Genomic DNA, 23,649 nt, shown 5'->3' with positions numbered 1-23,649 from the left:
AGGAGCCGATACGGTTCGACTGTCTGCTTAAACAACAAGAGAGCCAAAAGTTCCAGAAATTAGTCTTGTCAAATTGTAGTCAGAACGTCATTAATGACTAACGGGCGTTGTTTTAAAGGCAGGACCGGATACGGAATTGGAGGGGACCCGGTTTATTACTTCTTTTAGCAGGCCGCTACGCAGGTTCAGCACCCAACCGTGTAAACTCGGTATCTGATGGGTGGCCCACATATTCTGGACACTGGCAGTTTCGGATAGGTTTAAAATCTGCTGCTGAACGTTCAGCTCGACCAGGCGGTCGAAACGATCCTGAGTATCGTTAATATGGTTCAGCTCGTCCTGGTATTTATGCTGTACGTGTTTTATGTTGACCAGCCACTCATCAATCAGGCCAAGTTTTTTGTCTGCCATAGCCGCCTTCACCCCTCCACACTCATAATGGCCGCAAATAATAACGTGTTTCACCTGAAGTACTTCTACTGCATATTGCACTACGCTCAGCACGTTCAAATCGCCGGGAACGACCAGGTTGGCAATGTTGCGGTGTACAAACATTTCGCCGGGATCTGTGCCCGTAACTTCATTAGCAGGTACACGGCTGTCTGAGCAGCCAATCCATAAAAAATCAGGCTTTTGATCGGCAGCTAAGGATTCGAAGTAACGGTCATTCAATTCAAGCTTGTCCTGAACCCACGCTTTATTGAATAGAAGTAGTTTCTCAGATGGTTGCATGACTGCGCAAGTTTCGTTTTTCTTTTGTCACATCCCGAAGTTCATAATTGATATCTGAGGTGCGGGCAGTTTGGGCGAACTCTGTCAGCAATGTGTAAATATCATGGTCGATAAAGCTGGCGTAACGCCCGTCTATCAGCACTGAATCACCGGGTTTCAGTGACCGCAGGGTTTCTTTCAAACGTGGTTTACTCGGAAAATAGATGTCCTTTTGAAACTTCACCAGCACATTGTGCCCATCACGAATAACCCGGAACGACGATTGGGCATTGGTGTAGAGAACAAATGAATATCCTACCATTAAACCAACCAGAATACCAATCAACAGATTCGTAAACAAGATGCCAAGTATCGTTACGATAAACGGAATAAACTGGCTCATACCTTCCCGGTAAACCGACTTGAAAACAGTTGGATTTGCCAACCGGTATCCAACCACAATCAGGATAGACGCCAGGCAGGCCAACGGGATACGGTTGAGCACAGAGGCCGCCAGAAATACAGATATCAGCAACAGAAATCCCTGTATCATGGTAGATAGCCGGGTTCTGGAATTGTTGAAAATATTGGTCGAGGTACGCACCGCAACAGACGTGATAGGTAAACCGCCTACCAGGCCCGACAGGATATTCCCGATCCCCAGTGCGGCCAGCTCCCGGTTAGTAGAAGACACCCGACGGAGCCGGTCAACCCGGTCGGCAGCTTCCACATTGATTAATCCCTGAAGACTGGCTACCACCGCCAATGTACCGGCAATACCGTAGGTACGAATTGTGCGCAACGCACTGAAATCCGGGGAATCGAAAATAGATGTCCACGACTTATTTTCCGATAGGATCGGAATACGAACCATGTGTTGATTTGAGTTCCCTAAATACCAGCCCGGCACGTAGTAGCGGAATAATTCATTTAGCCCGATACCGACCAACACCACGAGCAATGCCGCTGGCACGATCTTGAAAAAACGACTGCCCTTTTCTTCCTGCTTACGCCAAAAGATAAGGATCAGCAGGGCTGCAACGCTAATTAGTATCGCTCCGGGACTAGCCGTTACTAACGCCCGATAAATTTCAGAGAGAGTGTTTTCACTATCCGCCAATTGCCGAAACTCATAATCTCCTTCGAAATCGTTATCGCGCCCTAACGCGTGGGGAATCTGTTTCAATAAAATGACCAGACCAATACCCACCAGCATCCCCCTTATTACTGAATTAGGAAAGAATCCGCTAAGCCGCCCCGCCTTTACCAGACTTAGTATAAGTTGAAAAATACCCGCCAGAATAACGGCTACCAAAAAGGCCCTGTAAGAGCCGGATGCCCGTATGGCTTCAATGACAATGACGGCCAGTCCGGCCGCCGGGCCACTAACACTTACCTCTGAACCGGATAATAACCCAACTACCATTCCTCCGATGATACCGGCGACTAAACCAGCAAACAAGGGTGCTCCCGAAGCCAGAGCAATACCAAGACACAACGGGAGAGATACAAAAAAAACGGACAGCCCGGCCGTCATATCATCTGGCAGATAGGCTGTACGGTAGTGCGTTAGTGACCGAAAAGGGCTATAATAGGGCATTTTCTGAGTAGATATGTCGTAGATTCAGTGCTTTGCCGGAAGGGGCAAAATCATGACAAATTGCAAAAAATGTTACATTGCACCAACGAAAAGGCAACACTCCGTGAGCAAACCCCATTGACAAGGCCTGTCGTTTTAGTCGCCTTTCAGAAACGGATGAAAGTGTCCGCCGTTACTTTTTGCGTTTCGGCGATGTGCGGGCAGCTACTTCGGCCTGAAATTTAATCTTGAGTTTTCGATCAAGCTCTCTATCCCGTGGGACATAGATGCTGGTTTTCCCGTCCGAGAATTTGAGCATCCAGTAAACGTTATCGGTAGTGGGGGGGATGGAGGTGTAAATCGGCTTACTCATAATATAGATGATAGTGATGGGGCTGGTGTCCGCGTTGGCACCTGGCTTTACTGGACAACGAGGAGTGGCCGTCGTTGGTACTATAATTTCTGGCAGCAGCTGGCAGAATACCGTCTGATAGCGAATTAGCTTACGCTAAACGACCTTTTTTACATCAACCGCGTTTAGCCCCTTTGGGGTCCTTGTGACTTCGAAGGTTACTTTGTCCTGTTCGCCCACTGCATCAACTAAACCGTTCATGTGTACAAATATACTTTCCTGCGTCTGAAGATCCCGTATGAAACCGTAGCCCTTAGAGGCATTGAAAAATGTTACGATTCCCTGGCGAACTACATCCTGCGCTTCAACTGCTTCTTGTCTGGATACGCCAATCTGAATGTCTTCCTGATCAATAACCCGTTTCTTCCGGGGATCGGGCGGTGTGGAGGTAATATTTCCATTTTCATCCACGTAGGCCATCATCAGATCAAGTGCTTGCCCTTTCTGCGCATTTGCTTTCCGTTCTTCCCGTTTTTCTTCTTTGTCTTTCCTCTTTTTCTGTCTTGCTTTTTCTTTTTCTTTTTTACTAAATGTCTCCATTCTTTATTGGTTTACGTACGAATAACCTGTTTGCTATAAACAGGTTATGGTTTTTGAGAGGAGCGTTTTTGTATTGAACTGTCATCAGTTCATATCAAATTGCCTGTCCTACTAATAGTCAACCGTATAAAATCAAAATTAGTTGTTTGATAGGGTCTTTAATATTCAAACGTAGAACTTATTAGCTCCGCACCTCCCTATTTATGATCCTGTTACCTATTCAGGACACTGTCAACAACCTGGCAGCGGTACAGAACGTAGGGGACTTTCCTGTAACCCGGAGATTAACCCGACGTTTACCAGTTGGTCCTGGATAACTACTGTAGTGCTCACTCATTACTCCATCTATCCTGTCATTTCATACAGAGCTAACAGAATAACTGATTGTACACGAGCATGTACGAACTCCTTTTTCTGGCATGTCCTTTGCAAACGTGGTTTTGTAAATCAAACTACACAATAATCATTATGAAAAAGTCCTTATTGCTAATGACCCGTATCAAACACGTTGCTGGCACGTTGCTACTCGTAGCATCACTGGCTCTATTTCAGGCCTGTAGCTCTGATGGAAAGAAAGAATCACGTACTGAGGACGCCATCGAAAACACGGGGGATGCAATGTCTGCCGATGCCAACGACGCAGCAGATAAAGCCGATGCCAAAACGGACGAAATGGCTGATGATTTTAAGCGGGAACGCGATGAAGCCATAGAGAAAATGAAAGTACAAAAAGATAAGCTGGATGCTAAAATAGACGAATTGCAGGCAAAAGCAGATAAGCAAAGCGATAAGGCAAAGGCTGAAACAGAGCGCCAGAAAGCCAAGCTGGAAGAGCAACGGAAAGAACTGGACGATGACATGGACAAGGCTAAGAATGCTACTGCCGATGCCTGGCAGGATGTGAAAAGCGGCTTTAAGCAGGCAGGTCGTGAAATCGGTGACGCCTTCGACAAAGCAGGTGATAAGCTTGACGGTAAAAACTAAGCGTCTTTACCAATTACACAGCCTTAAAAAAAGCGCTGACCGATTTACTTAGGTCGGCGCTTTTTTGATGCTGTGGAGACATTTCCCCACTTTTGTTGATTGTTTTACAAACGTGGGAACCGGCACAAATTAGTTTGATTCTATTGGGACGCTATTATTGATTTTATTCCTGAATAATCTGTTTGTTCTGCCCAGGTAAGGGCCGTTACTTGAGCAGACTTGCCTGCACTTCGGTGCTTAATGCTTCTGAGTTTGGTCTTTTAGAAACTTCAGCAATAATTTTTCGGTGCCGTCCAGCCCGTGCGGGTCCGTTTGCTTAAAACGGGCCTTTTGTTTGATATATGGGGTTAAATCCTGGCATTCGTAGGCTTCCAGAATCTGGGGATGTACATAGTGTTTTCGGCAAACGGTTCGGGTATTTCCCAGCTTGTGAGATACCTCATCCAGTATTGTGTTCACGTTTTTCTTCCGATCTTTTTCGGTTTCACAGGGAGCCAGTTCGGCCAGCAGTCGAAAAGCGTTTACGGTACCCGCCCAGGTTCGGAAATCCTTCGCCGAGAAATCGTCGCCCATTGTTTCGTGCAGATAGTCGTTCACCATACCCGAGTCGATTGGGTGGCGGTTACCCTCCGCATCGACGTATTGAAATAACTCTTTACCCGGAATATCCCGGCAGGCTTTTACTAGACGAGATAACCGCCTGTCAAGCAGAGTTATATCGTGATAAATGCCTTTTTTTCCTTTGAAACTAAACCGGACTTCACGACCATCCATTTTTACGTGACGGTCTTTGAGGGTGGTAAGGCCATATGTGCCATACTCTTTCTCGTAGGCTGCATTACCGACCCTAATGAGGGTTTGCTCCATAACGCTCAGCGCAATAGCGATCACTTTTTCGCGAGTGAGCATCCTGATCTTCAGGTCTCTGGCCAGTCTGGTACGGAGCAGGGGGAGGGCCTGACCAAAAGCTACCATCCGGAAAAACTTTGTCTGACTCCGAATCGCGTTCCATTTTGGGTGGTAGCGGTACTGTTTTCGATTTTTAGTATCAATTCCCGTTGCCTGCAAATGGCTGTTGGTTTTTGGGCTAATCCAGACATTTTTCCAGGCAGGGGGCAGGGCCATGCTTTGGATGCGGGTCAGGGTATCGGAGTCGGTCAACTCGTTGCCCTGGGTATCAAAATATCGAAACAGGCTCTGGTTATGCTGCCGCTGAATACCCGGCATGGTATCTGACATGTAAACCAGTCGGGCCGCCCGCGCCGTTTCGACGGGGTCGTGGAGTAACTCGGATGCATTCACGGTTGTTGAGTAGGTAAAAAATGCGTCATTGAGTAACTGCTGTATCCGCCAAATAGTTATCAGGCTGGCCTTCCTGCGCACCATAAAAAATACTTTACCGCAAGCCCACGCGCCAATCGGAGGCCTTTCCAAAAAACCAGAGGGATAGTGCTGTGGCGTACTGGTAAAAATCCGTTGGGTGAATGATTGAGTAAAATGCTTCTGCTTTGGTAGCCAAGCCCATCATCATAGCGGCCAGCACTATCCAAAGACCCCGTTTGTTACGCTGAAGCAGCGAAAATACGGCTAGTAACATCAGGACCAGGATACCCAGCGATGGGACAATCGGGGTGAAAACGCGTACGCGGGGTAGTAGTAAAGAGGTGAAAAGAAACAAACCAAATGCTACGGTAGCAACAAACGGAAAGAAGGAAAGTGTACGCTGATTAAGTAGTGCATATACCGCCATAACGACGCATACAACCCCCATCGTATCGGACAGGATAATCACGGAACCATGCAGCGGCTCCAGTGATTCGTTTCCGGCAAAATGAACCACTCCGATCAGAGCGGCCAGGGAAATAGTTAAGAAAAAGAACCCCCACAGGAGTCGGTTAAACAGGGGAATGCGTCCGAAAAAGTGCCAGAACACCACGACGCCCACTCCGGCCAGAACAGAGCCGGAAAGGATATGCGAAAAAATCATCACGTAATTTAGGAAGTTTCGGCTACTTTTGCCCAACTTTCTACCAGAAGCAGGAAGGGCCGATAAACGAATAAAGGTAGCGGGTTAAACGCTATTTTTTCGGCTTTCTTCCGTATGTCCGTATTGCCAACGATTTCCAAATTCCTGTTATGTCTGTTCTAGTTAACAAAGATTCAAAAATTATCGTCCAGGGCTTCACTGGCTCAGAAGGCAGTTTTCATGCTCAGCAGATGATTGAATACGGTACTAACGTTGTTGGTGGGGTAACGCCGGGAAAAGGAGGGCAAACCCATCTCGACCGTCCTGTTTTCAATACGGTTCAGCAAGCTGTGGACCAGGCCGGAGCCAATGTATCCATCATTTTTGTGCCGCCCGCTTTTGCTGCCGATGCTATTATGGAAGCCGCAGAAGCAGGTATAAAAGTGATTATCTGCATTACGGAAGGTATTCCAACGGAAGATATGGTAGCGGTGAAAAACTACCTGAATAATAAAGATGTAAGACTCATCGGGCCAAACTGCCCTGGTGTAATGACCGCCGAAGAATGTAAAGTGGGGATTATGCCCGGCTTTATTTTCAAGAAAGGCCGTATCGGAATCGTTTCCAAGTCAGGTACATTAACCTACGAAGCCGTTGACCAGCTCACCAAAGCAGGCCTGGGGCAATCGACAGCTATTGGTATCGGTGGCGATCCAATTATTGGTACTACCACCAAGCAGGCAGTTGAACTTCTTATGAATGACCCGGAAACCGATGCTATCGTTATGATTGGCGAGATAGGTGGCGGCATGGAAGCTGAGGCAGCTAACTGGATCAAGGCCGATGGCAATCGTAAACCCGTTGTGGGATTCATTGCCGGCCAAACGGCCCCCAAGGGTCGCCGGATGGGCCACGCCGGTGCTATTGTTGGTGGCGCAGATGATACGGCAGCGGCCAAGATGGCTATTATGCGGGCGTGTGGTATCCACGTAGTTGAATCACCTGCTCTTATCGGCGATACGATGCTGAAGGCGCTGGGAAAATGAAAAAGTGTAAGAGCGGATCGGGTCGCCGAACCGGAAGGAAAGAGCGAAAGATGGTAAAAGGACTTGACATAGTATCTTGTTCCTGCCTTTTTTCGCTCTTTCCTTCCGGTTCAGCGACCCGATCCGCTTTTTTGCTCTTTGTCTTCTCTATCTCCTCTGCTTTTGCTCAACCTCGGCAGACAGGCACTGGCCCGGGCGAGCGATACTACCCCGTCCACGATTTTCGAGATGACTTTCAGGTATATGACGAACGAGCCAAATCCTACGTACCCTACATTGTTGAGAAACATGCCGACCAGACGGCCCTGAGCGTATATGTAGACCTGGAGAGTAACCGGCATTATAGCCTTCTTATTGCAACCCGGCAGGACGGTTATCTGTTTATCAACGCTGCTCTCAAACGAAAGCTCCGTGCCGAAGGCTGGCAAGTATTAAATATTGATAGCCTGTACAAGGTCTATCGTCAGCCTGAACTATTTCTCACTATTTACGGCAGTCCCGGTCTGGATAACAAGCAATTACTTATTGGTTACCCAAAGTCCGCAACGCAAACGCCCATACTGTTGCATGATGATAACCTAAGTGTGCGACCTCGTCCCAGTACTATTTATAACGACTTTCTGGGGCTGGGGCTATTATTTTTACTGACTACTCACACTTTTCTGTTTACGTTCTATCGTCGCGCTTTTCAGCGATTTTACAACCTGCGCGATCTGCTGTCCGTTCGGGCACAGGAAGAATCGTTTCTTATCAACCGTCCATTAAGTAGTACTAATACGCTTTTTGCGCTTAATCTGAGCTTTGTCATTGCCTATTTGATTGTCTTCTTGCAAAGCCAGGATCTAACTGTATTTACATCGGGGACATTATTACTGGCGGGGCAGAATATGGGCGGGTTGCTAAGTGAGTTTTTTTTGTTGAGTGGTGTTACCTTTTTAAGCCTTCTGGGTAAATATATCTCGCTGGAGGTGATGGGAGGGCTGTATAAGCTGCAGGAGGTGGTTAATATTCACTACTTCAAAATACTACAGTCGTCCCTGTTATTTTTTACGTTTCTAACCCTGCTTCTGTCCATACTAGCGTACAATACTTGGGTCGTATCCTGGTCGCAGAGCGTCTTACTAGTGCCGGTAGTCATCTTTTATGCCACCCGTCTAGCGCTGCTATACTTCGTCATACGCAGCCTTGAACCTATCAAAAATCTTTATTTATTTTCGTACCTTTGTATCGTTGAATTGGTTCCGCTGATCATTGGTTTGCGTTTTGCGCTATGATGAGTGAGTTTTTAGTTAATAAAGTATAGTTGGTTGATAAGTTCTTTTACTATCTAGTTCGTATCGCCGATTCCTAATGACCCGAGTAAAGATTCAATGAACGAGACAAGTATGCAACCCGCCGAAGCCCGGATCACGAAAGTAAACCGGCTCTTAGTGTCCCAATCTCGACCCGCCGACGAAAAATCTCCCTATTTTGATTTAGTTAGCAAGTACAATATCCAGATCGAGTTTCGCCCATTTATTCAAATTCAGGGTGAATCGTTTAAGGATTTCCGTCGTCAGAAAATCAATATTCTGGCCCACACCGCTATTATTTTCACCAGCCGGAATGCCATAGATCACTTTTTTCGTATCTGCCAGGAAGGACGCATTGATGTACCTGCCGACATGAAATATTTCTGTATTTCGGAGCAGACGGCCAATTACCTACAGAAGTATATCGTCATCCGGAAGCGGAAAATTTTCAACGGTACAAAGACAGCTACTGAACTGTTTGATCTGATCAGGAAACATAAAAACGAAAAATTTCTGTTTCCCTGTTCGAACATTCGTCGGAATGATATCCCCGAATTTATGGATACCAGCGGTCTTCATTTTACAGAAGCTGAGATGTACGCAACAGTTTCCACTAACCTCTCTGACCTGGAAATCAGTAGTTACGATATCATCGCCTTTTTTAGCCCATCGGGGGTAAACTCATTATTTGTCAATTTTCCTGATTTCGATCAGAACGGAACACGGATAGCTGCTTTTGGGCCTACTACTGCCAAAGCCGTTATTGAAGCGGGCCTGACACTTGATATCGAAGCCCCGCTGCCCAATGCCCCATCTATGACGGGGGCTTTGGAACTATACCTTAAAAAGGCCAACACTTAATAGAAATGCGGTGTTGACCCTTCGTGCCGGAACCGGGTAATAATGCTCATTTCCGGCATTTTGCTTTTATTTTCCGGCCAATAATTTGCCCTTACATACGTTTAATTGTAAACTGTGATAAAATTTCGGTCGAACTCTGTTATCACTGATATAGAAGCTAGTAAGAACAAAGAGAGAATACGAGCCAATTTCTATTGAAAATCAATTGCTTAGTGTTGATTCCTTCCGCTCTTTTCTTTCGTATGTGTATATAAAAGTCTTTTTGAATATTGTCCAGGCCGTATGATTCGCATACTATACGTTTACGCCTTTTTACTGGCTGTGCTTGCTGCTCCAACGGCTCTGGCCCAACAGGACCCGCAGTTTAGCCTATATATGTACAACCCGCTTTACTATAACCCCGCAGCGGCTGGTTCTGAGGGAGTATCCCGTTTACAACTTACACAGCGAACGCAATATCTGGGCTACCAGACAATTGGTAATGGTGACGGTAGTGCGGCTCAAAGTACGCAGATGATATCATTTAATATGCCGTTGGCTAAAATTAAGAGTGGTATCGGTGTTTACGCTCTGAATGATAAATACGGCCCGTCTATCAATCAGGCGGTGCAATTGTCTTATGCCTATCGCCTGGCTCTGAAGAATGGAACGCTGGCTCTGGGGGTGCAGGCGGGTATGTTCAATCGGGGATTTGATTTTGGCCAGTTTCGCGCTACCGATCCTGGCGACCCACTTATTCCAACCGGACGTATTAATCAGTTTAAACCGGATATTGGCGCGGGTATCTACTATAACACGACCGACTATTGGGTTGGCCTAAGCATGACACACCTGAACAAGGCAACCTACAGCTACGTTGTTGGCCGATCACTTGATCCTTCCGAACCAAAAGCCTATCTATCGGCTGGTTACCGCCTGGGGTTAGGGTATAACATTGACATACAGCCATCTGTACTGGTACAATACAGCACAAAACAGGGCATCCCCGGATCGGTAGCTTCGGTTAATTTGGTGGGAACATACGACAACCGAATTTGGGCGGGTCTGGGATATCGGTTAAAAGACGCGGTAATGGCTACGGCTGGTATCAATCTTATGAGAAATAATGCGCTGCGTATTGGGGCGGCACTGGATATCACTACGGGAGGAGCGCAAATAAAAAGTCCTGCGTCGTACGAAATTTTAGTGGGCTATGCCCTGCCTGCTCCCGATGTTCGTAAGAAACCAATTGTACGCACACCCCGTTTCCGCTATTGATACGGCTGGGCACAGGAAAAGGCCTTTATTTTGGTCATTTGAGCAGTCTTGGCAATATTCTTGTTACGCAGTTTGTAAAAGTAAACTTACTTTCAGGAAGACAGACTGTCCTAAAGTAGAACTGGTTCGTCTGAAGCATAAATAAACGTTCAATCAGGATATTGACGGAAAATAATTCAGAACCTGACAGAACATACAATAACTAAATAGATTTTCGTTTTTAGTCTGGTCTCGCACAAGAAGAAGAAAAGTTTTACGATGATGAAGTATAACTGGTTAACAAGCAACGCAACCCGGGTAGTGATGGTCGCAATAGTGGTGTTGCTGATGCAGGGTTGCGGCTTTTTGAAGTCAAAATTTGGCGGCAAAAGTGGCAAGGGAGGAGAAGTCGGTATAACAAACGGGGAAGTTACCGCTACCGGTCGTAAGGGCTGGAGGCAGCCTACACCTTACGGAATGGTACTGGTACCATCCGGTTCGTTTATAATGGGTCAGGCTGATGAGGATGTGGCAGCCACCCAAATAAACATGAACCGTCAGGTAACCATTAGTTCGTTCTATATGGACGATGCTGAAATTTCCAACCATGAGTATCGGCAGTACGTCAACGCCCTGCTGGCCGATTCGGTTTCGGTGCTGGGCGAAGAAGAAATCATGGCTAAGTACTACCCTGATACAACCGTATGGAAAAATGATTTCACCTACCACAACGGCGATCCAATGCTGGAGCATTACTATGCCCACCCCGCATTTGATACCTATCCGGTAGTAGGTGTAAGCTGGATTGCTGCCAATCATTTTTGTAAGTGGCGGACTAATACCCTGGATGATTTTCGTACCAAAGAAGGAAACTATCGTTCCTTTGGCTACCGGCTTCCCTCAGAAGCGGAGTGGGAGTGGGCCGCCCGTGGCGGCAAACAGGGTGCTAAATACCCTTGGGGAAATCCTTACGTAGCCAATGGGAAAGGTTGTTATCTGGCCAACTTCAAGCCACAACGGGGTAATTACGACGCTGATGGGTATCCATATACCGCTCCGGCAACTGCTTACAGCCCCAATGACTACGGCCTGTACAACATGGCTGGCAACGTAGCGGAATGGTGCCGCGATGCCTATGCCGACAATACAAATGCTATTGTGTGGGACATGAATCCAGACAACCAGAATGCCGATGAGCCTAGAAAAATAGTTCGGGGTGGTTCCTGGAAAGATATTGCCTACTACCTCGAAACCGGTACCCGTTCGTATGAATACGAAGACCAGAAACGCTCATACATTGGTTTCCGTTGTATCATGGACAATCTGGAAGGGCGTACTGCATCGGCACGGGGTGGCAGAGCCAGCAAAGCAGGTGGAAGCAGCAAGAGCAAAAGCAGTAAAAAAACGAAAACCAGTAAAATCTAAAAACTTAATACCCTATATCAATTAACACGCTTATCATGGCAGCAGATAAATCCACGAATTTCTTTTGGGATCGCTTGGTTCCAACCATCTATAGTGCGGGAGCCGCCGTCGTTATTTTCGGAGCCTGGGCTAAAATTACCCACAATGAACAGTTTGGTTTTATGTTAACAGTTGGTCTGTTAACGGAAGTAGTAATTTTTGCTCTGTACGCCGTTCAGAGTTTTACCATGCCAGCTGCTGGAGAGGACGGATATTCCTGGGAACGCGTATACCCTGAGTTGGCAGATGATTATAAAGGAGAAGCTCGTAAGCCTGCACCACAAGCGAATGGCCTGACAGGTAATATGGATCAGATGCTGGCCCAGGCCAAAGTGACTCCTGATGTATTTGAGCGTCTTGGGTCCGGTTTCCGCAATCTGAACGATACTGTATCGAAACTGACGGATCTGACGGATGCAACTGTTGCTACCAACGATTATGCCCGTAATGTGAAAACAGCAGCCGGTTCTATTACCGAAATGAATAAGTCATACGGCACGGCAATTACGGCTATGAACTCAATGGCTGATGCTACATCCGAAGCTAAAGATTACCGCGATCAGTTCCAGAAAGTAACCAAGAATATGGGTGCGCTGAACGCTGTATATGAACTGGAATTGCAGGATACGAACAAGCACCTGAAAGCAATGAATGCTTTCTATGGTAGTCTGACCGCAGCAATGGAAAATATGAGTGATGCCAGCCGTGATACACAACAGTTCAAAAACGAACTGGCCAAGCTAACCGGTAATTTAGCATCTCTCAACGGCGTGTACGGTAGCATGCTGACCGCTATGCGCGGAAATTAAGTCACGAAAGAGTGAGTCATAGGTCGTAAGTGCTGGCGCAGGAATGCTCGGGCGGTAGTACCTACGACTCCCAGACTTTTTCGACTTATGACTTTTTCATTATTATAATTCTCCATAAATAAATGGCAGGCACAAAAGAGACACCCCGTCAGAAAATGATTGGGATGATGTATCTGGTATTGACCGCATTGCTGGCTTTGCAGGTTACTTCCGCTATTCTGGACAAATTTGTTTTGTTAAATAATAGCTTGGAACAGACCACCGCTGAAGCAAGTAAAGTGAACCAGCAGGTACTTAACAGTATTAAAGCTACCGTCGAAAAATCTGGTAATCGGGCTACTGATCTGGAAATTGTAAAGCAGGCTGATCAGGTTCGGAAAGAGACTGCGGATGTTATCGCGCAGATTGACGGGCTCAAACAGCGTATTATCACGGAAGCAGGCGGTGGTCTTGACGAAACCGGATCCGTCAAAAATCTAAGTGAAGAAGAAAAAGTGGCCCAGATTATGGTTGGAGGCAATCATAACGGAGAGGCTTATACCTTAAAGAAGAAGCTTGATGATTACATTGCTGGTCTATCGAAATATAGTCCGGCCAAGTATTCATCGCTGGCCATGAATGCTAAAGATGACCCAATCTCCAGCCGGTCGCCAGAGCAGCGTAACAAGGATTTTGGCGAACTTAACTTCGCTCAAACGCCCGTACCTGCTGCTTTAGCGGTATTGAGTCAGCGTCAAACGGATGTTCGCCGTATCGAGGGGGAAGTGCTGGATGTATTGGCCAGTAAGGTAGGTGCTCAGGATGTTAAGTTTGATAAGATCATCGCTAAACTGAGCATGGACTCGAAGGTAGTGGTGGCAGGTACCAAATTTAAAGCGGAAATGTTCTTGTCGGCATCCTCATCGGGCATACAGCCACGCATGAGTTTAAATGGTGGCCCTGTTCGTATAGTAGACGGAACGGGCTTGATTGAATTTACGGCTCAGGGTGGCTCTTATGACAAAAATGGCCTGGCTAAGCGGACATTGACAGGGAGCATAAGCTATGATTCACCAAGTGGCCCCAAGACCGTCCCCTTAACAGCAGAGTATTTTGTTGCCAAGCCTTCGTATCAGATCGAAACAGGGACATTACCGCCTTTGTACCTGGGATGTGCCAACAAACTAAGTATTCAAAGCCCTCAACTAGGGGCCTTGTGGAGTCCCAACATTTCGGCAGACGGGGCTGCTGTCATACAATCGGGCGAAAAAGGTAAAGTCACTGTTGTTCCCAGTGCAGCCAGTGTAGCGCTGAACATTAGCAATGGCGGTAGTTTATTAGGAACGGAGCGTTTTAAAGTCAGCAAAGTACCTCGTCCTACTATTGAGATCTTCATAGGCGGTACGCGTGCAAATGATCCTCGTGGTGTGCCGGTTTCATCGGCCCGTAGTGTCAGAATACAGGCTGTTTCTGATCCAAGCTTTGCCGCTTTCTCACCTGATGATGCTAACTTCCGTACTACCGGAGCTACCGTATCGCTGGTACGGGGTACTAAACGAGTTAAAGCTGCAAAAGTAGGAGCAGGTGGTGGTTCCATTGGGGAAATAGCTGCTGAAGCGCAACCCGGTGACCGGATTATTGTTGAAGTTGACGGCGTACAGCGTCGCAACTTCCGGGGGGAAATCAGTGATGTACCGGTCGGTAATGCTCCTGTACAGGTTTCGCTATACTAGTGTACTAAAGCGGTTCTCCAGCCGTTACTATAGGGAATTGAACAACAAAGAAAGAGCCATGATACAGTACAAAACAATAGGATATACCGGATTACTTGCCATAGCTGCGCTGGCTCTGGCAGGTGGGCAGGCAACGGCTCAGGAAAGGGCGAGTACCGGCATGAATGCCAACTCGACACGGCCTATCAATGAGAACGACATTATGATGAAGAAAACCCTTTGGCGTCGGATCGACCTGAAGGAGAAGCAGAATCAGTCCATGTTCTCTAAGAATAATGAGATTTCGAGGTATCTGATGGAAGCCGTAAAAGCCGGTTTGATCGATGCTTATGCGAACGACTCGTTAACGACGAAGATAGATCCGCAGAAGTTTCACGAAAATTTGCTGATACCAAGCACCGGTGGCGGCTTATCAGCTGAAGAAATCGCGGCTGGTTTTAAAGAAGACGCAGGTACTGGTGGCGATGGCTGGGATAAGCCTAAGAAGGACGATAAAAAAGCGGCCGATGATGGCTGGGGAGCACCCAAGAAAGCAACTGCCAAGGCAGAACCCGCCGATGATGGCTGGGGAGCACCCAAGAAAAAAACAGCTGTAGCCAAGACAACGAAGGGGAAAAAAGGCGCTAAAATAGCACAACCGATTGTTGAGGAAAAGAAAGATACAGTAGCGGTTGCCAAAGGTCCTACTTTTTCGGGCGACGAATACTTCCCGAAAGAATTGAACATTCTGGAGGTAAAAGAAGACTGGATTTTTGATCGGAAACGTTCGCGTTTGTATTACGATATTCAGTCTGTAACACTACTATTACCAGCCGATAAGAATGCTGCCGGTTACGAAAAACCTATTGCTTCTTTCAAGTACAAGGATCTGGATAAACTGTTCCGCAGTGACCCGAAGAAGTTTATCTGGTACAACCCACAAAACCAGGCTCAACACAAAAACCTGGCCGATGCATTCGATCTGCGCCTGTTCTACGGTCGGATTACAAAGGTGGCTAACCCCGGCGATACGGACTTGGTTGGCATGTATGGCGACCGGGAAGGTTTGTTAAAATCATACCAGACTGAATACGAACTGATGGAGACCGAGCACGGTCTTTGGGAATACTAGAAATTTTTAGTTATTGAGATCGCCTGTTTGGTGGGATAAAAACCCTCGAAGCAGGCGATTTCTCTTTGTTAAGAGCAATCCCGAAGTTTAGTGGAGCAACACATTTTCAGAGTTAAAACGACAGGCGCTGTTACCCATAGATTATCCGGGAGGTAGCGACTGTCGTTATAGGAGGGCCAACGTTCGAGGTCAAGAGGGACTAACCGCAGCCGTATCGAATACACGTCCGAGATTACTGTCCCATATTTTGCCGATTTTAACTTCAGTAAAACGAATTCTTGACAGGGCATCCACAACGGCGTAGTGAATACCGGCTTTCTGACTCTGCAAGGTCTCTGTGCGCTCGCCGATTCGGTCTCGATTTTGACTACCAGCCATAGCCTACTTCGTGTCAGAATGATCGGTTCCGACGACATGGGCGAGGTTTCAGTAGTATTAGGAACGTATTAATCCAATTGGTATGGCGCCAGCTCCTCACTGAAATTAGCCATATTGATAAGCAGATCACGGACAGTACCCTGGGCAATATCATACACCCAGCCGTGAATACGGGGATACTCTCCCTCAGCCCGAGCCTGTTGTACGAAGGCCAGCTTCATAATATTCAGACATTGCTCCTGTACGTTCAACTCGACCAGTCGACGGAAGAGTGCCTCATCGTTAGGCAGGGCATCCAGCTCCTGGCGATGAAGGCGGTGCACATCACCAATGTTCCGAATCCAGGAATTGAGAGCCCCCAAATCTTTACGATCCATAGCGGCCTTAATACCTCCGCAACCGTAATGGCCACACACGATGATATGCTTTACTTTTAGAAATTTGACAGCGTACTGTAATACTGCATAGGAATTGGTATCATTATTAGCGACCAGATTGGCAATGTTCCGATGAACAAACACTTCGCCCGGTTTAACGCCCATGAAGTCTTCAGGTTGTACTCGGCTATCGGAACAGCCAATGTAGAGGAATTCCGGTTCCTGTCCGTCGGCCATCCGGTTGAAGTAGTCGGCATCCTCCTCTAATTGTTGGGCAACCCATTGGCGGTTATAGGCGAATACACTTTCATACAAAGTCATATCGTACTTAGTTTTTGTTCAACGATTATATATAAAACGGAATGCTTAACAAGCTAATTTAGGTAAAATTAGAACGTAAATTGATTTGTTCAACGCTTGTGGCTATTGAATAAGTCAGTGTAGTTTATTGGTTGTCCAGGCTGGAAGAGTACGGCGCACTCGTATGTTTAATTTGTAAGAGCAGTTATTGGTACCGGACAAGGAATGGGCATTTGAACTCTACCTAAACAGAAATCAGGTATGAAAGTAGTGTGATGGAAGTAGAACTAGACGATTGACGCATTTGCGTATAGATTGTTGAACTTGCCCGGCATTACGTAAATGGATGCCTACTGGTACGGACAGGCTGGAATTTATCAACCGCAGACGACACCTTCAGAACCACTTCGTGCAGGTGGATGGACAGTTTATACTCCTTATCGTATTCCTGTCTGCTGCCTGATTTTCTGCTGATTCTCTGTGCCTGGCTTTTACGGATTGAATCACTAACTTTAGGTAAAAAACGTACGCAGACTGATATGGACAAGATTAATAAAGAGGAAATCAAGCAGGAAGTATTTGATCTGTATGACGACTATGCCCATAGCCGCATTGACCGGCGGGAGTTTGTACAAAAGTTATCAACCTATGCCGTAGGTGGCCTTACCGTGGCCTCACTGATGAGTTTTATCATGCCCGATTATCAGGGTGCTATTCAGGTTAAAGCGGATGACCCTCGCCTGAAGTCGGATTACATCAATTATCAGTCGCCTAAAGGGGGCGGAACGATTAAAGCCCTGCTGTCGATGCCGGTCGATACGAAAAAGAAACTCGGTGGTATTGTGGTAGTGCATGAAAATCGGGGGCTGAACCCTTACATTGAAGATGTAGCCAGACGGGCTGCTTTGGCCGGGTTTATCTCGGTTGCTCCCGACGCACTCACCCCGTTGGGCGGCTACCCGGGTAATGACGACGAAGGGCGTACAATGCAGAGTAAACGGGACAAAAACGAAATGCTGGAAGATTTCATTGCGGCTTATGATTATTTGAAAAATCACAAAGACTGTACGGGCAAAATTGGGGTTGTTGGTTTTTGCTTTGGTGGCGGAATTTCCAATTCGATGGCTGTACGGGTTCCCGATTTATCCGCATCCGTTCCTTTTTACGGCGGTCAGCCCGCGAGCGAAGATGTACCCAGCATAAAAGCTCCTCTCCTGTTGCACTACGCCGGGCTGGATACGCGGGTGAATGAGGGATGGCCAGCGTATGAAGCGGCACTAAAGAAGAACAATAAAGAGTATACCGCTTACATGTATGACGGGGTTAATCACGGCTTTCATAATGATACAACCCCTCGTTTTGATAAAGCGGCTGCCGAGCTGGCCTGGAAACGCACAATTGACTTTTTCAACGAGAAACTGGCCTGAAGGGTCTTTTAGCCAGGAAAACAGTTTCTGATCTGGCCACTACCACACAGGGTTTAAAACCGGACGGATTACTAGCCCTACAGCCAGCGGCTAATGAACTGGCTAAAAACGTCCTTGTACTGATCGCTGACCGGAATCATAGCCGACCCAATCTGTACGGAGTTGCGCGTGACGGCATTGATACGATCCAGTGCCACGATGAATGACCGATGTACGCGCATGAACTGTTTGGGGGGGAGTTTGTCTTCGAGTGCCTTTAAACTGGTGAGGGAAAGGAGTGGTTTTTCCGGTTCCGTTTGTCGATATACTTTTACGTAATCTTTCAATCCCTCTATGTACAGAATGTCTTTGTACGCAATCCGCACCAATTGGTATTCGACTTTCAGAAACAGGTAGTCGGCTGCCGTTTCAACGGGAGTAGCTGCCGGAAGGGCTACCGGTATTGGTTCTACACGATGAATCAGTTCGAAATAAGCGCGGGCTTTACTGGCTGCCCGCAGAAACTCTTCGTAGTTGAACGGTTTGAGCAGATAATCCAGCGCATCGACCCGAAATCCATCGAGGGCAAACTGATCGAAGGCGGTGGTAAAGATGATTCGGGTGGTATGCGCTCCCCGGTTGCTACGTTCCAGTACGCGGGCCAGTTCCAGCCCGGTCAGATCGGGCATTTGGATGTCCAGAAAAATGACGTCTACCGGCCCGGCCATTAACCCCTGCAAAGCCTCCACGGCACTACTATACTGCCCTTTTAAATTCAGAAACGGCGTTTTCTCGATAAACGCACAAACCAGCCCCAGGGCTAATGGCTCATCATCAACCGCAATACAGGAAAGTTTCATGATAGGTCGAGTGCAAGGTGTACTTGGTATTCACCAGATGAGGTTTGTTCATTGATTTGCAGCGTATAATGCTCCGGATACAACAAATCCAGTCGTCGGCGGGTGTTAATCAGGCCGATGCCGTTACCTGCTTCCAGCGAGGGCATTTTCTCGATAAAGACGGTGTTGGCAACATCCAGAATCAACTTGTTTTTTCCTTGCTGAATGCCAATATGAATCCGGCTTGGCTGCGTGGCACTAACGCCGTGCTTAAAGGCATTTTCGACAAAAGGCAGCAGAATCATGGGAGCTACGGGCTGGTCGTGCAGGGGGCTTGGTGTACTAAACGTAACCGTCACCTTATCGGTCAGTCGCAATTGCATAAGCTGGATATAATCGCCGACGAAGGCGAGTTCCTTACTTAGCATTGTGGTACCCGTTTGGGTATCGTAGAGAATATAGCGCATCATACGCGAGAGCCGGTGTATGGCTTCGCGGGCCGTTTCGGTGTCAATCAGCGTTAGGGCGTATATGTTATTGAGGGTATTGAAAAAGAAGTGCGGGTTAATCTGTGCCTTCAAAAAGGACAGTTCAGACGCGGTTTTCGCCTGTTCCAGCGCCAGCCGGAGCGTCGTTTCTGTCTGCCACTTTTGCAACATGGCCAGGCTGGTGCTAATGCCCAGCACCAGCAGAATGGTGAACAGGGCCGGTTGGATCCAGCCGTATAATTTAGGCACGCCTTTGCCATCGGGATGAAAGGCACGGTGCATAAGAACCGGTAGGTTAAACCACGTTTCTACCGCAACTAAAACCAGAACAATAAGCACTACAACACCCAGTAGGGCGGCTGCATAACGCCCCGTTTGATTTCTTAATAATAGTCGTGGTACCAGCACCTGCGAATTCAGGTAGAAAGTCGCGACCATCAGGCAAAGGAAAATGCCTTGTCTCACCCAGAATAAACCGGGGAGCCGGATTTCGGCATTGAACGACTGAGAAAAGAAAAGCAGGTAACCCAGCAATCCCCAGCCCAGCAAATGACTCAGCAAGGAAACGTAACGACGGGAAAAAGGAGTAGCAGCCATCAAGGGTCTGGAAAGCTACAAGTTTAGACTAAAAAGTGATGCCCGGTGTCATAAATCGGTCTACAGCCCGGATTCACCGATAAGAGGGGCGTTTCAACCGACGAATGGTCGTTAGTCGACCATTGCCTGATCAGAAGGGCTTTTGTCGGTTAAAACGGGGGATTGGCCGATGTCTACTGCTTCCCTGTCTATTGCGTTTTCGGGATTCAGGAATGTGCTGTTGCTTTGACTCATTAATCTCCCCGATACGAATGAAAAAGCACATCTTCTTCCTGTTCCTCACCCTGGGTCTCTTTACGCAAACCCTATCGGTATTCGCTCAGTTCGGCCCTCCGGGTGGTGGCCCTGGTGGACCCGGCGGCTTCGGTCAGGATAATCAGCGTAAAAAGGAATTTACGGGCGTAACGGAAGATGCCCCAAAAGGCAATGGTAAAATTACCGGCATTCTGGTCGATTCCATTTCGGGTAAACCCGTTGAGTTTGCTACGATTGCCCTGATGAGTGTTAAAACCAACAAACCCATTGATGGGACTACGTCCGATGCCAAAGGACAGTTCTCGATGAATAAACTAGCCCCTGGCGACTACCGGCTTCAGTACTCGTTTATCGGCTACAAAAATGTTGACTCCCAGCCCTTCACCATTGCCAAAGGAACAGACCTGACTATGGGAGCGGTAAAACTCCCGGCCGATATCCGCACCCTGGGCGAAGTAGTGGTAACGGGACAAGCCGCACTGATTGAAGAAAAAGTGGACCGGCTGGTGTTCAACGCCGATAAAGACATGACATCAAAAGGGGGCGACGCATCGGATGTGTTGAAACGCGTGCCGATGCTGTCCGTTGACCTGGATGGTAATGTTAGCCTGCGCGGTAGCCAAAATATTCGGGTGCTGATCAATAACAAACCGTCTACCATCGTAGCGTCCAGCGTGGCCGATGCGCTCAAGCAGATTCCCGCCGATATGATTAAAACGGTGGAAGTGATTACCAGTCCATCCGCCAAATACGATGCGGAAGGGGCAGCAGGTATCATTAATATTGTCACCAAAAAAATTACGCTGCACGGCCTGACGCTGAATGTAGATGCGGGCGCAGGTTTACGGGCCTCTAACCTGGGTCTGAACGGTTCATTCCGACAGGGTAAACTGGGTATTAGCCTGGGTGGTTTTGGGCGGGCTATGTACAACCGGGCTTCCTCAACGCTGGACCAGACAACGCTGGTTGGCTCGCAACTCCTGCGGACCAGCCAACAGGCAACGGCTTTCGACAAGCCGGTTTTCGGTCAGTATACGCTGGGGTTCGATTATGATTTGGCTAAAAATCAGTCGCTGACGGCTAACGTCCGGTATGGTACCCGTAATTTCATCCAGCAGCAGCAGCAGCTAACCAGTACGTATACCCAAACCTCGCGGAGTATCGACTCGTTGCTGACCATGACCAATCGTGATGTGAACCGAAAGGATCTTTCCAACTCGGTCGATATGAATCTGGATTACATTCACACCTTCAAACCGCAGCAGGAGTGGTCTATCTCAACGCAGTACAGCCGTACGGGATTGACAAATAATTTTTATGCGGACATACTGAACAATATGGGTGCCCTGACAGGGCGCCAGCGGAACCTGAACAACAATACCAACCAGGAAATGACCATCCAGACGGACTATCAGACACCCATCCGGAAAAATCAGCTGCTGGAGTTTGGAGGGAAAGCCATCATGCGGCAGGTCGACAGCCATTACCAGTATCAGGTGGGCAGCAGTTCCGGTGAGCTGATCTTTGACCCTACCAATCCCGCAGGCTCGCTTTTGTACAGCCAGAACATTGGTGCCGGTTATGTTTCGTACACCTACGTAACGCCCAGCAAGTACACCTTTAAGGTGGGAACGCGCTACGAACATACGGGCATAACGGCGACGCAATCGACGGAGCAAAAAGGGAGTACTCCCCTGGCCATCCCTAACTACGGCAATCTGGTGCCCAGCATCAATGTGTCAAAAAATCTGAAAGGCGGAACCACCCTGAAAGCTGCTTACAACCGCCGGATTCAGCGGCCGGGTTTGCAGCAACTGAACCCTAACCCGAACGCGGCCAACCCGCAGACGGTGATGGTTGGAAATCCTACGCTGAAACCCGAACTGACGGACAACGCTGAACTGAGCCTGAGTTCGACCATCAAAAAAACGTACCTGAATGCCGCCCTGTTTGGCCGACTGACCAACAACGCTATCACGCAAATCCGGCTTCCATCGGATACGCTGGCCGGAGGAATCATTACCACGTATCAAAATATCGGGGTGCAGCGTACCGCTGGGGCCAACGTCTTCTTCAACACCAACCTGACGGCAAAGTGGAGCATAAACGGTGGTCTGGATGGGTACTACGTGTACATGCAGGGCCTGACACCTGGGGCTGACGGCAAATCCATGATGATCAGCAATACCGGGGTCAGTATTGGGGGCCGACTAATGAGTCAGCTACAACTCAACAAGGGATGGAGTGCACAGGTGTTCAGTTTCTTCCGGGGACCAAGCCCCCAGTTGCAGGGTACGCAGGGCAGTTTTTACATGTACTCGCTGGGCGTTCGGAAAGACCTGGCTAGTAAGCGGGGCAGCATTGGGCTGGCTGCCGAAAACTTTGCCGGAAACGGTATAACCATGCGCAGCACCCTGAACTCACCCCTACTATCGCAGGTGAACGTCAATCACTTATACAACGCTAACCTGAAAGTAACCTTTACATACCGGATTGGCAAGATGAGTTTTGAAGAACCCCGTCGTAAGGCTCGTTCGGTGAGCAACGACGACGTGAAAGGTGAAGGCGGTGGCGACGCTGGTGGTCAGCAACAGGCCGCACCAGCCGCCAATCGGCCAAGATAATCGTTAGTATACCCCGTTCGTTTTAGTATAGTTTCACCAGTTTTACCAATCAAATTTTTCCCATGAAATCATTCGTATTCACCGTTGCCGCGTTCCTTACTTTTTCGGTTGCCAACGCACAAACATGGGCGGTAGACAAAGCCCATTCCAAAGTAGGTTTTTCGGTTACGCACCTGATGCTGTCGGAAGTAGACGGTAACTTCAAAACGTTCGATGTCAAAATCATGTCGGCGAAACCGGACCTGTCCGATGCGATGATCGAGCTGACCGCCGACGTAAACAGCATCAACACCGAGAACGACCGGCGCGATGGCCACCTGAAAACCCCCGACTGGTTCGACGCAGCCAAGTTCCCAACGCTGACATTCAAAAGTACCTCGTTCAAAAAAGTGGACGGCAAGAAATACAGCCTTACCGGCGACCTCACCATGCACGGCGTTACAAAGCCCGTGACCCTGGAGGCTGTTCTGACGGGCCCCGTAACGATGGAAAATCCGCGCGGCAAGCAGGAGAAAGCTGGTTTGAAAATCAGCGGTACCATAAAGCGTTCCGACTTCGGCGTAGGGTCTTCCTCAACGGCTGTGGTTAGTGAAGAAGTAGAAATCAAAGCTGCCGGTGAATTTGTGAAGCAGGATACCGCTGTAGCCGATAAGAAGTAATAA

23 protein-coding genes are annotated in these 23,649 nt (G+C 48.0%); 12 read left to right on the top strand and 11 right to left on the bottom strand.

Annotated elements, in window-relative coordinates; genetic code table 11:
- Positions 1-90: 90 nt before the first annotated feature.
- The 4 genes from B157_RS0106885 to B157_RS0106870 form a co-directional block, all read right to left on the bottom strand.
- Positions 91-732, bottom strand: coding sequence for a carbonic anhydrase (locus B157_RS0106885; RefSeq protein WP_020602626.1), 642 nt, complete (start codon positions 730-732; stop codon positions 91-93).
- Positions 719-2,311, bottom strand: a complete 1,593-nt coding sequence (locus B157_RS0106880; protein WP_020602625.1) for a SulP family inorganic anion transporter — start codon at positions 2,309-2,311, stop codon at positions 719-721. Before B157_RS0106880 ends, B157_RS0106885 begins: the two co-directional genes overlap by 14 nt.
- Positions 2,312-2,483: 172 nt before the next feature.
- A complete protein-coding gene (locus B157_RS0106875) occupies positions 2,484-2,663 on the bottom strand; it encodes a hypothetical protein (RefSeq protein ID WP_018618430.1) in 180 nt (59 codons plus the stop codon).
- A gap of 135 nt (positions 2,664-2,798) precedes the next feature.
- The gene (locus tag B157_RS0106870; RefSeq protein ID WP_020602624.1) at positions 2,799-3,242 is read right to left on the bottom strand and encodes a cold-shock protein; all 444 of its coding nucleotides are present in this window, start codon (positions 3,240-3,242) and stop codon (positions 2,799-2,801) included.
- Positions 3,243-3,710: 468 nt separating this feature from the next.
- Here B157_RS0106870 and B157_RS0106865 point away from each other — a divergent pair, with 468 nt between their 5' ends.
- Positions 3,711-4,226 (top strand): sll1863 family stress response protein, encoded by a 516-nt coding sequence (locus tag B157_RS0106865; RefSeq protein WP_020602623.1) that lies wholly within the window; start codon positions 3,711-3,713, stop codon positions 4,224-4,226.
- Between the two features lie 237 nt (positions 4,227-4,463).
- On the opposite strand, the gene B157_RS0106860 is transcribed toward B157_RS0106865, so the two are convergent.
- Positions 4,464-5,528: a DNA topoisomerase IB gene (locus B157_RS0106860; protein ID WP_041951946.1), complete on the bottom strand. Its 1,065-nt coding sequence runs from the start codon at positions 5,526-5,528 to the stop codon at positions 4,464-4,466.
- 94 nt (positions 5,529-5,622) lie between these two features.
- A complete protein-coding gene (locus B157_RS0106855) occupies positions 5,623-6,213 on the bottom strand; it encodes a DUF6962 family protein (RefSeq protein ID WP_020602621.1) in 591 nt (196 codons plus the stop codon).
- A 149-nt stretch (positions 6,214-6,362) separates the two neighbouring features.
- Between B157_RS0106855 and sucD the strand changes: the two genes are divergently transcribed.
- The 8 genes from sucD to porN all read left to right on the top strand — a co-directional run bounded on the left by sucD (position 6,363) and on the right by porN (position 15,723).
- Complete coding sequence (gene sucD, locus B157_RS0106845) at positions 6,363-7,238, top strand: succinate--CoA ligase subunit alpha (RefSeq protein ID WP_020602619.1); 876 nt, start codon at positions 6,363-6,365, stop codon at positions 7,236-7,238.
- A 131-nt stretch (positions 7,239-7,369) separates the two neighbouring features.
- Positions 7,370-8,512, top strand: a complete 1,143-nt coding sequence (locus tag B157_RS0106840; RefSeq protein ID WP_020602618.1) for a DUF4271 domain-containing protein — start codon at positions 7,370-7,372, stop codon at positions 8,510-8,512.
- 96 nt (positions 8,513-8,608) lie between these two features.
- Positions 8,609-9,391 (top strand): uroporphyrinogen-III synthase, encoded by a 783-nt coding sequence (locus B157_RS0106835; RefSeq protein WP_020602617.1) that lies wholly within the window; start codon positions 8,609-8,611, stop codon positions 9,389-9,391.
- A 282-nt stretch (positions 9,392-9,673) separates the two neighbouring features.
- Positions 9,674-10,648, top strand: a complete 975-nt coding sequence (locus B157_RS0106830) for a PorP/SprF family type IX secretion system membrane protein (protein WP_020602616.1) — start codon at positions 9,674-9,676, stop codon at positions 10,646-10,648.
- 258 nt (positions 10,649-10,906) lie between these two features.
- Positions 10,907-12,052, top strand: coding sequence for a T9SS ring complex lipoprotein PorK/GldK (gene porK, locus B157_RS0106825; RefSeq protein WP_026308544.1), 1,146 nt, complete (start codon positions 10,907-10,909; stop codon positions 12,050-12,052).
- Between the two features lie 35 nt (positions 12,053-12,087).
- The gene (porL, locus tag B157_RS0106820) at positions 12,088-12,900 is read left to right on the top strand and encodes a type IX secretion system motor protein PorL/GldL (RefSeq protein ID WP_020602614.1); all 813 of its coding nucleotides are present in this window, start codon (positions 12,088-12,090) and stop codon (positions 12,898-12,900) included.
- A gap of 122 nt (positions 12,901-13,022) precedes the next feature.
- Positions 13,023-14,612 (top strand): type IX secretion system motor protein PorM/GldM, encoded by a 1,590-nt coding sequence (porM, locus tag B157_RS0106815; RefSeq protein WP_084761769.1) that lies wholly within the window; start codon positions 13,023-13,025, stop codon positions 14,610-14,612.
- A 58-nt stretch (positions 14,613-14,670) separates the two neighbouring features.
- Positions 14,671-15,723: a type IX secretion system ring subunit PorN/GldN gene (gene porN / locus B157_RS0106810; protein ID WP_020602612.1), complete on the top strand. Its 1,053-nt coding sequence runs from the start codon at positions 14,671-14,673 to the stop codon at positions 15,721-15,723.
- 189 nt (positions 15,724-15,912) lie between these two features.
- On the opposite strand, the gene B157_RS0106805 is transcribed toward porN, so the two are convergent.
- Together B157_RS0106805 and B157_RS0106800 are read right to left on the bottom strand one after the other, a co-directional pair.
- Complete coding sequence (locus B157_RS0106805; RefSeq protein ID WP_026308543.1) at positions 15,913-16,101, bottom strand: hypothetical protein; 189 nt, start codon at positions 16,099-16,101, stop codon at positions 15,913-15,915.
- Between the two features lie 68 nt (positions 16,102-16,169).
- Positions 16,170-16,799: a carbonic anhydrase gene (locus tag B157_RS0106800; RefSeq protein ID WP_020602611.1), complete on the bottom strand. Its 630-nt coding sequence runs from the start codon at positions 16,797-16,799 to the stop codon at positions 16,170-16,172.
- A 518-nt stretch (positions 16,800-17,317) separates the two neighbouring features.
- Between B157_RS0106800 and B157_RS0106795 the strand changes: the two genes are divergently transcribed.
- Positions 17,318-18,205, top strand: coding sequence for a dienelactone hydrolase family protein (locus B157_RS0106795; protein WP_026308542.1), 888 nt, complete (start codon positions 17,318-17,320; stop codon positions 18,203-18,205).
- A gap of 77 nt (positions 18,206-18,282) precedes the next feature.
- On the opposite strand, the gene B157_RS0106790 is transcribed toward B157_RS0106795, so the two are convergent.
- The 3 genes from B157_RS0106790 to B157_RS40035 all read right to left on the bottom strand — a co-directional run bounded on the left by B157_RS0106790 (position 18,283) and on the right by B157_RS40035 (position 20,342).
- Positions 18,283-19,044 carry a LytR/AlgR family response regulator transcription factor gene (locus B157_RS0106790; RefSeq protein ID WP_020602609.1) on the bottom strand — a complete coding sequence of 254 codons (762 nt, stop codon included), beginning with the start codon at positions 19,042-19,044 and terminating at the stop codon, positions 18,283-18,285.
- Positions 19,041-20,108 (bottom strand): sensor histidine kinase, encoded by a 1,068-nt coding sequence (locus B157_RS0106785; protein ID WP_020602608.1) that lies wholly within the window; start codon positions 20,106-20,108, stop codon positions 19,041-19,043. The genes B157_RS0106790 and B157_RS0106785 overlap by 4 nt, the downstream gene beginning before the upstream one ends.
- Positions 20,109-20,219: 111 nt before the next feature.
- The gene (locus B157_RS40035; RefSeq protein WP_281168441.1) at positions 20,220-20,342 is read right to left on the bottom strand and encodes a hypothetical protein; all 123 of its coding nucleotides are present in this window, start codon (positions 20,340-20,342) and stop codon (positions 20,220-20,222) included.
- A gap of 17 nt (positions 20,343-20,359) precedes the next feature.
- Between B157_RS40035 and B157_RS0106780 the strand changes: the two genes are divergently transcribed.
- Positions 20,360-22,987: a TonB-dependent receptor gene (locus tag B157_RS0106780; protein WP_020602607.1), complete on the top strand. Its 2,628-nt coding sequence runs from the start codon at positions 20,360-20,362 to the stop codon at positions 22,985-22,987.
- A 62-nt stretch (positions 22,988-23,049) separates the two neighbouring features.
- The gene (locus B157_RS0106775) at positions 23,050-23,646 is read left to right on the top strand and encodes a YceI family protein (protein WP_020602606.1); all 597 of its coding nucleotides are present in this window, start codon (positions 23,050-23,052) and stop codon (positions 23,644-23,646) included.
- The last annotated feature ends 3 nt before the right edge of the window (positions 23,647-23,649 follow it).

Origin of the sequence: Spirosoma spitsbergense DSM 19989 (assembly GCF_000374085.1) — a bacterium.
GTDB classification, from domain to species: domain Bacteria; phylum Bacteroidota; class Bacteroidia; order Cytophagales; family Spirosomataceae; genus Spirosoma; species Spirosoma spitsbergense.
This window is presented reverse-complemented; position numbering and strand designations above follow the sequence as displayed.